The 14416-nt window shown below is 68.7% G+C and carries 6 protein-coding genes; 5 read left to right on the top strand and 1 reads right to left on the bottom strand.

Translation table 11 applies throughout. The features are described 5' to 3' along the window. The first annotated feature begins 355 nt into the window (after positions 1–355). The 3 genes from ABZT47_RS39415 to argS all read left to right on the top strand — a co-directional run bounded on the left by ABZT47_RS39415 (position 356) and on the right by argS (position 7005). Positions 356–1705 (top strand): S9 family peptidase, encoded by a 1350-nt coding sequence (locus ABZT47_RS39415; RefSeq protein WP_354853658.1) that lies wholly within the window; start codon positions 356–358, stop codon positions 1703–1705. A gap of 354 nt (positions 1706–2059) precedes the next feature. Continuing rightward, on the top strand, positions 2060–5128 hold the full coding sequence (locus tag ABZT47_RS39420; RefSeq protein ID WP_354853644.1) for a BTAD domain-containing putative transcriptional regulator: 3069 nt from the start codon (positions 2060–2062) through the stop codon (positions 5126–5128). A gap of 116 nt (positions 5129–5244) precedes the next feature. Further along, on the top strand, positions 5245–7005 hold the full coding sequence (gene argS / locus ABZT47_RS39425) for an arginine--tRNA ligase (RefSeq protein WP_354853646.1): 1761 nt from the start codon (positions 5245–5247) through the stop codon (positions 7003–7005). 285 nt (positions 7006–7290) lie between these two features. Here argS and ABZT47_RS39430 read toward each other — a convergent pair whose 3' ends face one another. Beyond that, positions 7291–8271, bottom strand: coding sequence for an AraC family transcriptional regulator (locus ABZT47_RS39430; protein WP_354853649.1), 981 nt, complete (start codon positions 8269–8271; stop codon positions 7291–7293). Between the two features lie 753 nt (positions 8272–9024). Here ABZT47_RS39430 and ABZT47_RS39435 point away from each other — a divergent pair. Next, a complete protein-coding gene (locus ABZT47_RS39435; protein ID WP_354853652.1) occupies positions 9025–11922 on the top strand; it encodes an AMP-binding protein in 2898 nt (965 codons plus the stop codon). Beyond that, the coding region (locus ABZT47_RS39440) for a beta-ketoacyl synthase N-terminal-like domain-containing protein (RefSeq protein ID WP_354853655.1) at positions 11922–14416 on the top strand (2495 nt) is incomplete at its 3' end. The genes ABZT47_RS39435 and ABZT47_RS39440, both read left to right, overlap by 1 nt.

Genomic DNA, 14416 nt, shown 5'->3' on the forward strand with positions numbered 1-14416 from the left:
GGCGGGCGGCGAGGGCACCTGGCTCACCGCCCTGCCAGGAGGCGTCGAAGATGTGAAGTGGGCGTCGGATGACGCGCACCTGCTGGTGACCCGTGACCCTTACGGGGATGAGAGGACGGTACTGTCGGCCGTCGCCATCCGTGGGACCGCGATACACGATCTGACGCCGGCGGGAGTCTCCGCGCGGCTCATGGCCGTCTCCGGACAGCGACCGGAGCTTCTGCTCGCCAGCGTGGGTGGTCATCTCGAGCGCCGCGAGATCAGCACCGGGGCAAGGCTGTCCGTGCGGCCGAACCCGGGCTTCTTCCGATGGATCATCGACCACGCGTCCCTGGAAGCGGAGGGCGGTCTCCTCATGCGCGGAGACGGCGGCATCGACGTGTGCGCCCGCGCAGGGGACACCTGGCCGGTGGTCTTCTCCGTCGGTCACGAGGATGCCGCCACGACGAGCCTCGCCCGTTCGTCGCAGGGCGGTCGCTACTTCTATCTGTTGACGTCAGCGGGCGCGGAGACGACCCGGCTGGTCAAACTGGACACGCGTACCGGAGAGATCGTCGAGATCCTCGCCGAGGCGCCGGATGCGGACGTCTGTTCGGTCTGGTTCGACCCGGTCACGGGACGGCCCAGGGCGGCGGCGCTCTCCCGCGCGCGCAAGCAGACCGTGGTCCTGGACGAAGATGCCGCTCTGGACGCGCACAGGCTCTGTCCGGATCCGGAGGCCGAACTCACCTTCCTGGGGAGCAGCGATGACGACCGGCTCTGGCTGGGCGCCGTCAGCAGGGCCGACCGGTCCCCCGAGTACCGGATCCTCGACCGGGTGACCGGAAGCATCCTCCATCGCATCCCCCAGCGCCCGGAGCTCTCCGCGTTCGATCTGGCGACGCCGGAGCCGATCGAGTTCTTCTCCCGTGACGGTCTGTCCGTACATGGCTACGTGACCTTCCCGCCGGCCGTCGCACGGAAGGGACTTCCCACGGTGCTTCTCGTGCATGGCGGTCCGTGGGAGAGGGACACCTGGCGATACGACGGCCTGCTCCAACTGCTGGCCGACCGCGGATACCTCTGCCTGCAGGTCAACTTCCGCGGATCCACCGGTTACGGAAAGGCGTTCCTCAACGCGGGTGACCGGGAGTGGGCCGGGCTCATGCACCAGGACCTGGTCGACGCCGTCGGTCACGTCACCGCACAGGGCTGGGCGGACCCGGAGAACATCGCGATCATGGGCGCTTCGTACGGTGGCTATGCCGCCCTGGTCGGCGCGGCGTTCACGCCCGACCTGTTCCGATGCGCTGTCGACCTGTGCGGGCCCGCGAACCTCGCCACGGTGATCTCGTCGATCCCCGCACACTGGACGGCCGCACGGACGTTGATGGCGAAGAGAGTCGGGGATCCGGAGACCGAACCCGAGTTCTGCTGGGAACGCTCGCCGCTCTCCAGGATCGACGACATCAGGATTCCGCTGCTCATCGTCCATGGCGGGAAGGACATCCGCGTCCGGCGCGAGGAGAGCGAGGCGATAGTGAACGCTCTCAGAGAGCGGGGCGTTCCGCATCGTTACTTGCTCTATCCCGAGGAGGGGCACTTCTTCAGATCCCGGGCAAACTGGATGCACCTGCTCACCTCTGTGGAGGAATTCCTCGCCGAACACCTTGGCGGGGCCGCCGAGGAACCAGGGCCCGAGAGCGACGGCGCCCTGGTCTCCTAGCCGGCCACGGCCTTCGCCTCCCCGACGACCTGCCCCCGGCCGTCTCTCGCACGCCGGCGTTCAGGCTCGGACGGCGCGTTGTCCGGGACACGAATCGTGTGGGACGCCATGTGGATAGCCGCCGGCCGTGTCCACCTCCTACGCTCCATGCCTAATCGCGCCGACGCGATCGAGCGAAGAGGGCCCGACCGCCTTCCAGGTGGCCTCTGTATGCCGAAAAGCGTCTCAGCGCCGACTCTTCAGTTTCCAACCGCAAGGAGCAGCATGCGCCCCACCATCGGCCTGGTAGCGATCGATGCCCTTGGTGCCTTCATCGCCTCGCCAGATCCCGCCGCCTGAGACGGGGTCTGTCGCATGGGGGTGCGGTTTCAGGTGCTGGGTCCATTGCGAGCGTGGAGGGAGGAGTGCGAACTCGCCCTGGGGCCGCCCAAGCAGCGGGTGGTCCTGGGGGCGCTGTTACTGAACCCGTGCGGCCGGGTCAGCACGAGTGAGATCTCCTCTCTTCTCTGGGGAGAATCCCCGCCACCGACGGCGGTCAACACGATTCAGACCTATGTCAAGAGACTCCGTGGCCTCCTGCAGCCGGAGCGTCTCTCGGGAACCACCGCCGACAGCATGCTCAGGAGGGTGCACGGCGGCTATTCCCTGATGCTGGACGAGGACAGCCTCGACCTGCTCCGGTTCCGTCTCCTGTTGTCCACGGCGAAGCACGAGGGATCGGGGGCGGTGCCCGCCGAGGTGCTCACCATGTTCCATGGGCTTCCGCTGGAGGACCTGAGCGACTATCCGAGGACGGACGCGAATCTCGCGGCCGTCGAGCAGGAACTGATCACGGCAATGGTCGTCGCGGCCCGGGCACCCGACCGCTATGACCACGCCGAGTTGATCACAGGCCTCGAAGGCCTTGCTCGCCACTACCCATTGAGCGAACCGCTCCACGCCGCTCTGATGCGCGTCTACAACCATGCGGGAAGGCAAGCAGAAGCGCTGGTGGTCTTCGAACAGATCCGGCGCAGGCTCGGTGACGAACTCGGCGCCGATCCTGGTGAAGAGCTTCGTTGCGCGAACATGGAAGCTCTCACGCAGCGTCCGATCGTGGCATCCCCTGGATCGCGTTGGCGAGGGCGACGAGCCGCGGCCGGCCCCCTGATCGGGCGTGCGGACGAACTGAGGCAGGTCACCGAACTCGTGAGAGAGCGCCGGCTGGTGACGCTCACCGGCCCGGGTGGGGTGGGAAAGACGAGCTTGGCCCTGGAGGTGGCCGCCAGGGCTCAGGACGCCCATCGCGACGGTGTCGCGGTCATCGAACTCGGCGCTCTGTCGTCGAGGCACGCCCTGGGGGAGGACGGCACCGCGCGACTCGATGCGGTGACGGACACCATTCGGCGCAGGCTCGGGCCTCTGGGTGATCCTGACGGTTCCGCGGCGGATCTCATCACCGCGCTGCAAGGCAGGCAACTGCTGATCGTGCTCGACAACGCGGAGCATGTGGCGAGCGTCATCGCCTCCTGGACCGACGAGGTGCGCCGATCATGCGACGGAGTTCGTTTCGTCATCACGTCGCGTCGATCTCTCGGGCTCCCCGGCGAAACGGTGTGGGAGGTTTCCCCGCTTTCACTGCCCTCTGCGGGAGCACACGATACAGATATGTGTGGCCACGGGGCGGTCGACCTTTTTCTCACCCGTGCAGGTGAGCAGTTCCCGCTGCTCGACCTCTCGGACGATCTCGGCGATGTGGCCGAGGTGTGCCGGAAGCTCGACGGACTGCCCCTCGCCATCGAATTGGCGGTGGCCAGGTTGCGGTCGATACCGATCGCGGCATTGCGTACACGTCTCGAACACCCCGGAGCGTTGGGCGAACGCTTGGCCCCTGGCCTGCCACATCAACTGGCCCTGGGTGCGACCATTCGTTGGAGTCTCGATCTCCTCAGCCGAACGGACATGCTGGTCCTCGCGCGGTTGTCCGCGTTCTCGGGAAGCTTCACCCTCGATGCGGCCGAACAGCTCCACGGCCCTGTCATGAGCGGGCAGGTGGTTCTGGCTCTGGCCAACCTGGTCGACAGCTCACTGGTCCAACCCGTCCGCGGTCACGACTATCGGTATCGGATCCTGACCCCGATCCGTGACTTCTGCCGCACGGAACTGGGCGCCACCGAATACAGGGTGACAAGAGATCGGCATCTCGCCTACTTTTCCGACCTCGCGAAGTCGGCAGAGGAACACGCTGACGCCTCGGTCCTTCACCCCGAGCTCGCCGAGATCGTCGCCGCACTTGAGTGGGGATTTCGTGAGGGGACGTCCGGGGCCGTAGTCGTTCGCGCGGTCGAGCTGCTCACGGCCGCTCGTCCGTTGTGGGATCGCGGATCCGGCCATACACAGCTGCTGCGGCACTGGACGGAGTGCGCGCTGTCCCACGAGAGCAGCCTGCACCTCCATCTACGCGCGAAGTTGTATCACTGGGCAGGAAGGCTGGCCTATGTCGCAGGCCGGTTCCCTTCGGCCCGAGCCCATCTCGCCAAGGCTCTGAGCCTCACAGATCTCGGCGACAGAGACGGTGAACGGCGAAGAGCGGACATCATGATCGACCTGGCGGCCATCGCCGACGCGCTTCTCGACAGCGACGCGATGCAGCGAGCGCACGCCGCTGTCGTCGCCGCGGAGAACGCCGGTGACCCGTCCCGAATCGTGGCCGCCCGTGTGGTCGAGGCGTCCACCGCCGCATGGCGTGATCGGGCTGCCGAAGCCGACACGGCACTCAGGAAGGCCTACGAAGTCGCTGGGGCCGACGCCGAGTCGCGTACGGCCTGTCTCAGCCGGCAACCCCTGATCGACCTTCGCGCGGGCCGGCTCGACGAAGCGGTGAAGTCCGCGGATCGGGTCCTCGCGCTCCGTACGGAGCTCGGCCCGGACGCCGCGATCCACACCCTGTTGTGCAAGGCCTGGGCGCTTGTGCTCCGAGGCGCGGCAACGCGGGCGATCGCGCCCCTGGACGAAGCAAGAACGCTCTGCGACGAAGTGCGGCGACCCTGTCTGGCGCCTCAGCTCAACGAGCTCGAAGCGCATGTCCATCGAGCACTCGGTCGCGTGGATGACGCCCGGCTCGCCGCCGCCCAGACCATTCGTGCCGCGATGACGGGCAAAGACTTGGCGACGGCGCTTCGAGCCCTTCATATTGTCGCGGCGATCGCCGTTCAGGAGCACGACCCCGGGGCCCGTGACATCGTCGTGAGCGTCGCGTCGTGCCGAGTTCGCGCCGGATATCCGCCCTGGCCCTTCACCTCCCACGAGTGTTCGCTATGGGAGGAGCCATACGACACGGCTTCGCCGCAAGCCCGGCGCCACACCGATGATCTGGAACAGATGATCAGCGAGGCCGCCGAGAGGGCACTGGCGTACCTGGACGACTGCAGGGGCGTGTCTTGAGTGGTGCGCCGTGCCACGCGGCCGTTCGAACGTCGTGGGACGGTGACGAGGATTCCCCCGGACATACCGCCGGCCGGCACAGTCCGACCGTCCCGAAATTCTCCTGAAAGGAAGACATGGCTCCGGTTGTTCCACTCGCCGTCCAGATCACATCACGGTTGCTCTCCGCGATGGACCGCGCCCTCCCCGCGGAACACGCGGGGGCCGATCCTCACGTGCGCCGCTCCGACCGGGCGGATCTGCAGGCCAACGGGCTGCTCGCGGTCGCCAAGAAGCTGCGCTCCCAGCCGCGTGAAGTCGCAGAGAAGGTCGTCGCGTCCCTTGAAGGAGCCGATCTCATCGCCTCGTGCGAGGTGTCAGGACCGGGCTTCCTGAACCTGAGCTTGACCGACTCCGCGCTGCTGCGACAGGTCGAAGCCCGGCTCGCCGACGATCGCCTGGGGCTCCCCCGCTCGCTCGACGGCACGACCGTCATCGACTACTCCCAACCCAACATCGCCAAAGAGATGCACGTCGGCCATCTGAGGTCGACCATCATCGGTGACTCGATCGCGCGGATCCTGGGCTTTCTGGGCGAGGACGTGGTCCGGCAGAACCACCTGGGCGACTGGGGAACCCAGTTCGGGATGCTGATCCAGTACCTCACCGAATCCGGCGGGGAATGGCGGCAGGGGAAGAGTTCGGCCGCGAGTTCCCTGTCGTGGCTCAACCGGCTCTACAAGGACTCCCGGGTCAAGTTCGACTCCGACGAGGAGTTCGCCGAACGGGCCCGAATTCGGGTCGTCGCGCTCCAGGCCGGAGACGCCGAGACGCTCCGGTCCTGGCGGGAGATCGTCACCGAGTCCAAGCTGTACTTCAACGAGGTGTACGACAAACTCGGCGTGCTGCTCACCGATGAGGACGCCGTCGGGGAGAGCTTCTACAACCCCTTCCTCGCCGAGGTCGCGAACGAGCTGGAGAAGTCGGGCGTCGCCGTGATCAGTGACGGCGCCCTCTGCGTTTTCTTCGACGACATCATGGGCCAGAACGGCGAGCCGCTGCCGCTCATCATCCGCAAGAGAGACGGCGGGTTCGGATACGCCGCCACCGACCTGGCCGCCATCCGCCACCGCGTCGGCACCCTCGCCGCGCATCGGATCCTCTATGTCGTTGATGCCCGCCAGGCGTTGCACTTCCGTATGGTCTTCGAAACCGCCAAGCGCATCGGCTGGCTGAACGGCGAGGTCGACGCGGTCCACCTCGCCTTCGGCACCGTTCTCGGCAAAGATGGCAAGCCCTTCAAAACGCGTTCGGGGGAAACCGTCCGGCTCATCTCACTGCTGGACGAGGCCGTCGACCGGGCGCGGCTCGTGGTGCAGGAGAAGAGCCGCGACCTCGCGGCCGGCGGCCGGGAGACCATCGCCGCGGTCGTCGGCATCGGCGCGGTCAAGTACGCCGACCTGGCCACCAGCAGGGCGAAGGACTATGTCTTCGACGTGGACCGCATGGTCTCGCTGAACGGGAACACCGGTGTCTACCTTCAGTACGCGCATGCCAGGACCCGTTCGATCCTCCGGAAGGCGGGACCCGACCTTACGGCACGGGCTCGCGTGCATCAGGGAGTCGTTCTCGAACCCGCGGAGCGCGCGCTGATGCTCAAGCTCGATGATCTCGATCTGACTCTGAAAGAGGTCGCTCACGCCTACGAGCCGCACCGGCTCTGCGCCTACCTCTTCGAACTCTCCCAGACCTTCACATCCTTCTTCGATGCCTGCCCCGTAGTGAAGGCGCCCGGCCCCGAGATCAGGGACAACCGCCTCATGCTCTGCCGGCTCACCGGCGACACGCTCAGAATCGGCCTCGATCTCCTCGGACTCGCCGCACCCGACCGGCTCTAGGAGTGCCTGAGTCGAGAGCACAGGGATTGCCCTCGCTCCAGGCAGCGCCCCTGGTAGGCCTTCGCCATGGCGCGTGGAGACCTCACCGACGAGGAGTGGTCCTTGAAGAAAAAGGAAAATGTCAGGGGTGGCCGGTTCGGGAGGCCTACTGTGCTGCGTCCGTGATTCCTCTGGTGTTCGTGGTCATGGGGCGTCCGGGGCCGAAGGCGGAGCCGCCACATCTGATCGATGGCGAGCGGTCTTGGCTTGAGCGACGGGTGCGGCGACGCCAAGGGGCTGCCGCGCTTACCGGTGTCCTTGCCGGGTGCTGGACGGCGGCCGGCCGTAGGTCTGCCTGTACAGGGCCGCGAAACGGCCGAGATGGGTGAATCCCCACCGGAGGGCCACATCCGTGACGGTCGTCTGGCTGCCCGTCTCGGCGATACGGACCAGATCGGCGTGGGCGTGAGCCAGCCGTACGGAACGGAGATAGGTCATCGGGGTGGTCCGCAGATGCTCGCGGAAACCGAGCTGGAGAGTGCGGACGCCGACCCTGGCCGCGGCGGCGATGTCGCCAAGACAGATCGGTTCGCCGGCGTGATCTTCGCAATAGCGGGTCGCACGCCGAAGAGCGGCAGGGGTCCACGAGGCGGGGGGCCCGCCGAATGCGTGGGAGTAATTGTGGGACTGGGAGGAGAGCAAGGTGTGCAGCAGGAACTGCTCGAAGTGATGCTCGGCCAGCTTCGAGGCCGCGAAAGGCAGCGTCCCCCGCGTACCGGTCGACGACAGCATTCTCAGCGCGTGACCGAGCGCGCTGGTGGCATCCACCCCCGGTTCGAACCGCAGTCGCTCCTTGGGAGGATCACCCAGGTAAGCCTCGAGCGCCTCCTGCATGAGTGCCGACGGAATCTGCATCAGCATTACTTCGTGATCGAGGCTCCACCGCATGTCGATCTTCTGCTGGGGGCCTATGAGGGAGATCGGTGCGGTGACGTCCCCCCCGTTGAGCGTCACCTCGCCGGCCCCTCGCAACGGCATGATCGCATAGAAGTTGAACGACTCCGACGTCCCGGTACGAATCTCTGCCCCATATGACGCGGTGTACAGGCCGATCTTTCCCCGGTGGAGAAGCTGGTATCGAGCGCCATTCGGATGCGACCTGACAATATGAAGGTAGTAATACGGGTAATGCTGCTCCAGCAGTTCTCGCAGCTGATCGACGTCTGCGGTGACCGCCGGGTGGTTCATCGATGGGCCCGAGGCACACCCCGGCCCCTGCGAATTCATATCCATCATCGTGCTGATTTCCCCTACACACTCCGCCAATTGCCACGTCGACGCGAGCGGTCGCGCCTGGTACTCGGCATGGAGGCTGCTTCGATCCGGTCGTCGATACAAGTCAGGAGGGTCTGAGCTCCGCGATATGACGACGTGGATTCCGGAATGCGCGTATCCATGTCATCTCCACGGCGGAAGGATCATGGACTCTTCCCCTGCGGTCAGCAGGTTAGCGATGGATGGCGATATTGTAAATATGAATCCGGACATTTCTAAGTACTTCTAAATGAATCACGCCTTGGCGGGTTGTAGATAAACTTGCCCCTCGACTCGCGGAACTCCCGGTGCCGGCGGATGCGCCCTGCCGAGAGCCAATGCCGTGCTGGACGACTGCGAACACCTCATCCGGCCACCGCCGAGCCGGCCGATGTGCCGCCGGCCTCCTGCCAGGGGTCGCGGGTGCCGGTTACCGGCCGGAAAGCGCTCGGCATCACCGGTGAGGCGATTCCGCCCATGGCGCCGCCGCGGCCGCCGCCCCGGAGGTGGCGGCGCTGCTGGAGCGGCGTCATCCGCTGCCCGAGGTCCGGCGGGTGCGGCCCCTACGCCGCGAGCGACGCCGCCGCCACCTGATCGGTGAAACGCCCACAATTACTGGCATTGTGAGTAGGCGACCGGCCCCGGCGTTAGGGGCGGCTAGGGGTACATCTGGGGGGGGAGCCCCGACTTAGCCTGATCTCTGCCGCCTGAGGGAGATCGTCGATTATGCGGAATAACCGGCCGATATACAACGGGACATTCATCCACGACTTTCTCGACCAAAGCGCCGCGGAGTTTCCCGATTCGCCAGCAGTGAGGGACTCCACCGGGATTTGGACCTATCACGAACTGGATACGATCAGCCACGCGGTGGATCGCTGGCTGGCCGGGCACAACGTCGGCCCGGGCACGCGAGTGGTGGTTCAGGCCCCCACCGACCGCCGGTTGGCGGCGCTGTTCTTCGGCGTCTCCCGTCACGGCGCCGTCTTCGTGCCGCTCAATCCGGCGATGAAAAGCTTCCACCTGCGTTCGGTGCTCGAGAACGCCGACCCCGCGCTGGTGATCGTCGAATCCGCCGGCGGGAAACCCGGCGCCGTGCGCGCACTCACCGGCGCACCGGTCCACGACTTCGAAGCGGTCTGGGACGAGGTGACCGAGCTCGCGAGCCGACGGGCGCGCGTGGCCGTGCCGAGTGAGATCAACCCCTCGGACCTGGCCGCGCTGGTGTACACCTCGGGCAGTACGGCGGAGCCGAAAGCGGTGATCCTCCCCCACGCCCAGGTCTGCTTCGCCACCGTAGCGCTCGTCGACGCGCTGGACTACCGCCCGGACGACGTGGTCTTCTGCCGCTTCCCGATGTCCTGGGACTACGGGCTGTACAAGCTGCTGATGACCTGCGCCGTGGGCGCCGAACTGGTCTTCGCCGACGCCGGCGCCGACCTGCGGCTGGTCGACCAACTCCGCAAGACCCGGGCGACGGTGGTCCCGATCGTGCCCTCGCTGGCCAACATGATCATCGCCTCGGCGCAGCGGCAGGCCGAGCCCACCACCGGGGTGCGGTTGTTCACCAACACCGGCGCGGCGCTGCCCGCCGCCACCATCGACGCGCTGCGGACCCACTTCCCCGGCGCCCGGGTGGTCCGCCAGTTCGGCCAGACCGAGTGCAAGCGCATCTCCGTCATGCCTCCGGAGGAGGAGCGGGAGCGCCCGGACTCCGTCGGACGGCCGCTGCCAGGCACCGTCGTCCACATCCTCGACGCCGACGGGAACCCGGTGCCCACCGGAACCACCGGGGAGATCGTGGTGACCGGCCCGCACGTGATGCCGGGGTACTGGCGCAACCCCGAGGTGACCGCGAAGACGTTCCGCCTCGACCCGGAAACCGGGGAGCGGCGCCTGCACACCGGTGACTACGGCCACCTCGACGAGGACGGCTACCTCTACTTCGACGGCCGCCGGGACGACATGTTCAAACGCAAGGGCATCCGCATGAGCACCGTGGAGATCGAGGCGGCGGCGCTCGACATCGCCGGGGTCCGGGCGGCCGCCGCGCTGCCCCCGGACGGTGAGCACGATCTAGCGATCTTCGTCGAGGCCGCCGACGGGGCGGAGCTGGAACCCCACGCCGTCCTCCGCGAACTGGCCGCCCGGCTGGAGCCTGCCAAGGTGCCCGCGATCTGCCGGGTGATCCCGGAGATCCCGCGGTCCGCGCACGGCAAGTACGCCCGCGACCGGCTGCGCGACATGCACGCACGGGAAGCACATCCCGCCGCGCCCCGTCCCCGGGAGCCGCTCGCGGACTCGGTGCCCACGGACGCGGCCCGGCAGGCGGGGCCCCTCCGCACGCCTCCGAAGATCACCCGTGAGGAACTGGTCCGCCGCTTCGGATCCCCGCTCTATGTGTACGACCTGGACCGGGTCACCGCGGCGCACCGGGACCTGGCCGAGTTCATGCCGGAAGGCACGACGATCTACTACGCGCTCAAGGCCAACCCCCACCCGGACGTGGCCGGCGCGCTGCGTACGGCCGCGGGCGGCGGCTGCCGTGCGGAGATCAGCTCCACCGGGGAGCTGGCCGCCGCGCTGGCCGCCGGGTTCACCGGCGCGGACTGCCTGTACACCGGGCCCGGCAAGACCGCCGGGGAACTGGCCGAAGCGCTCGCCGCCGGGGTGCGGCTGTTCTCCGTGGAGTCGCTCACCGACCTGCAACACGTCGGCGCCGCGGCGACCGCGCAGGGCACCGTCGCCAAATGCCTGCTGCGCGTGAACAGCGCCACCGCGGCCGCCGCCACCAGCATCCGGATGACCGGCACCCCCTCCCAGTTCGGCAACGACATGGAGGAGTTGCCCGCGCAGGTGGCCGCGATGCGCGCGGTCGCGGGCACCCGGATCATCGGCGCCCACTTCTTCCCGCTCAGCAACGCCGCGGAGGAGGACAGCCTGCTCGGCGAGTTCCAGCACACCGTGACGGTCGCCGCGGAGGTGCAGCGCATCCTCGGCGAACCACTCGAGCTGGTGGACCTCGGCGGCGGGTTCTCCGCGCCGTACGGCGTGCCCGGTACGCGATCCGCCTACCCGAACCTGCGCAAAGGCCTGGAAGAGGCGCTGGACAAGTACCTGCCGCAGTGGCGGGACGGCCGGCCGGGCATCGCCTGCGAGTCCGGCCGGTACCTGGTGTCCGACTGCGGCGAGCTGCACTGCAGCGTGGTCAACGTCAAGGAGAGCCGGGGCCGCACCTTCGTCATCCTGGACGCGGGGATCAACGCGTTCGGCGGCATGTCCGGGCTCGGCCGGCTGCTCCCGGTCCAGGTCAAGCCCGCGTCGCCGAACGGCGGCACGACGCACGACGCCGTGCCCGGCCGCCGGGCCGCGCTGGCCGGGCCCTTGTGCACACCCGGCGACCTGCTCGCCCGCGAGGTCGAACTGCCCGACCCGGCCCCCGGCGATCTGGTGACCATCCCGCACGCGGGGGCCTACGGCCTCACCGCCAGCCTGTCGCTGTTCCTCGGCCGCCCCGCGCCCACCGAAGTGGTGATCCGCGGAGACGAGATCGTCTCCGTCTCCCGGCTGCAACGCCAACGCGTCTACGACCCGCCGCGAAACCCCGACCCCCGGAGCGCATGATGGCAACCCCAGGAGATCACGGCGGCCCTTCCGAGGCCGAGCTCGACGGCCTCGACGAGCTGCCCGCCGCGGAGCAGCGCCGGGTGCTCCTGGAACTGGTGCACCGGGAGACCAGGGAGGCGCTGCGCGGAGTGGAGGGCGGCGAGCTGGCCGAGGTGACCTCCAACCGACCGTTCCGCGAACTCGGCCTCGACTCCCTGGCCGCGGTGGACCTGCACGACCGGCTGGTCACCGCCACCGGCGTGACGCTGCCGATGACCCTGGCCTTCGACTACCCCACACCCGAGCTGGTCGCCGACTACGTCCGCGCCGCCGTACTCGGTCTGCCCGTGCCGGAGCCCGCCACGGGCCGCGCGGACGTCCTGGACGTCACGCCCGACGCCGACGCCGACCCGGTCGTCCTCGTCGGCATCGGGTGCCGGTTCCCCGGCGGCGTCGACTCCGCCGAGGGACTGTGGCGGATCTTCGCCGAGGAGCGCGAGGTGCTCGGCGACTTTCCCACCGACCGCGGCTGGGATCTGGAGAACCTGTTCGACCCGGACCCCGACGCCCCAGGGAAGAGCTACGTGCGTCACGGCGGCTTCCTGCCCGACGCGACCGGGTTCGACGCGGACTTCTTCGGCATCAACCCGCGCGAGGCGCTGGCCATGGACCCGCAGCAGCGGGTGGTGCTGGAGACCTGCTGGGCCGCGCTGGAGCACGCCGGAATCGACCCGACGTCGCTGCGCGACCGGCCCGTCGGCTCGTTCTTCGGCGCCGAGGTACACGAGTACGGCGTGCGCGTGCACCAGGCGCCGGAGGGCCTGGACGGCTACCTGATGACCGGCAACGCGCCTAGTGTGATCTCCGGCCGGCTCGCCTATCTGCTCGGCCTGTGCGGGCCGGCGATCACGGTGGACACCGCGTGCTCCGGCGCGATCGTCTCGCTGCATCTGGCCTGCGCCTCGCTACGCTCCGGCGAGTCCTCCCTGGCCTTGGTCGGCGGGGTGACGGTCATGGGCAGCCCGGGCATGTTCACCGCCTTCAGCCGGCAGCGGGGGCTGGCCCCGGACGGCCGGGTGAAGGCGTTCGCCGACGCCGCGGACGGCACCGCGTTCTCCGAAGGTGTCGGAGTGCTGGTCCTGGAGCGGCTTTCCGAGGCCCGCCGCCACGGGCACCGGGTGCTGGCCGTGGTGCGCGGCACCGCGATCAACCAGGACGGCAGGTCCAACGGGCTGACCGCGCCGAGCGGTCCCGCGCAGCGCCGGCTCATCCAGGACGCACTGGCGGCCGCCCGGCTGGAGCCCGCGGATGTGGACGCGGTCGACGCGCACGGCACCGGCACCGCGCTGGGGGACCCGATCGAGGCGCACGCGCTGCTGGCCACCTACGGCCAGGACCGGCGGTCGCCGCTGTGGCTGGGCTCGGCCAAGTCGAACCTGGGTCACACCCAGGCGGCCGGCGGCATCGCCAGTGTGATCAAGATGGTCCTGGCGATGCGGCACGAGCTGTTGCCCAAGACGTTGCACGTGGACGCGCCGTCGTCGAAGGTGGACTGGTCCGGTGGCGCCGTGGAGCTGCTGACCGAGGCCCGGCCGTGGCCGCGGGTCGAGGGCCGGCCGCGCCGGGCGGGGGTGTCGTCGTTCGGCATCTCCGGCACCAACGCGCATGTGATCGTGGAAGAGCCGCCTGTCGAGGAGCCGTCGGTGGTCGGCGGCGGAACGGTCGTGCCCGCCGGCGAGGAAGCGTGGGCCGGGGCGGAGTCGGCGGAGCGGGACGGCATCACGGCCACCGCACTCGAGGGCGACCACGCCGCCGCGCCGACACCGGTGCCGGTGGTGGTGTCGGCCAAGAGCGAGGCGGCGTTGCGAGCGCAGGCCGGTCGGCTGGCGGGATTCGTGGCCGGGCACGATGCGGCTGGTCCGGTGGAGGTGGCGGCCGGGCTGGCGCGCCGGGCCGCCCTGGATTACCGGGCGGTGCTGCCGGCGGCGGACCGGGAGGGTCTGCTGGCCGGACTGCGGACGTTGGCCGCCGGCGAGTTGACGGCCGATGCGTTGGCGGCCGGGGTGGTGGAGTCGTCGGCTGTGGTGGGCCGGGTGCGACCGGGCCGGGTGGCGGTGGTGTTCTCCGGTCAGGGTGCTCAGCGGCTGGGGATGGGCCGGGAGTTGTATGCGGCTTTCCCGGTGTTCGCCCGCGCTTTGGATGAGGCGTGTGCGTTGCTGGAGGCCGAGCTCACCGCCATCGACGCTGCCGGGGTGGTGACCGGCCTGGCCGATGGGCTGGACCTGCGGGAGATCATCCTCGGCCGGACCGGTGAGACCGGCGAGCCTGCTGCCGGTGGGGTGCTGGATCAGACGGTGTTCGCTCAGGCCGGGTTGTTCGCGGTGGAGACGGCGTTGTACCGGCTGCTGGAATCGCTCGGGGTGCGGCCCGACTATGTGGCGGGGCATTCGCTGGGGGAGATCTCTGCGGCGCATGTGGCCGGGGTTCTGGATTTGGCGGATGCGTGCCGGTT

The organism is Sphaerisporangium sp. NPDC005289, from assembly GCF_040607455.1.
In the GTDB taxonomy this organism is placed as follows: domain Bacteria; phylum Actinomycetota; class Actinomycetes; order Streptosporangiales; family Streptosporangiaceae; genus Sphaerisporangium; species Sphaerisporangium rhizosphaerae.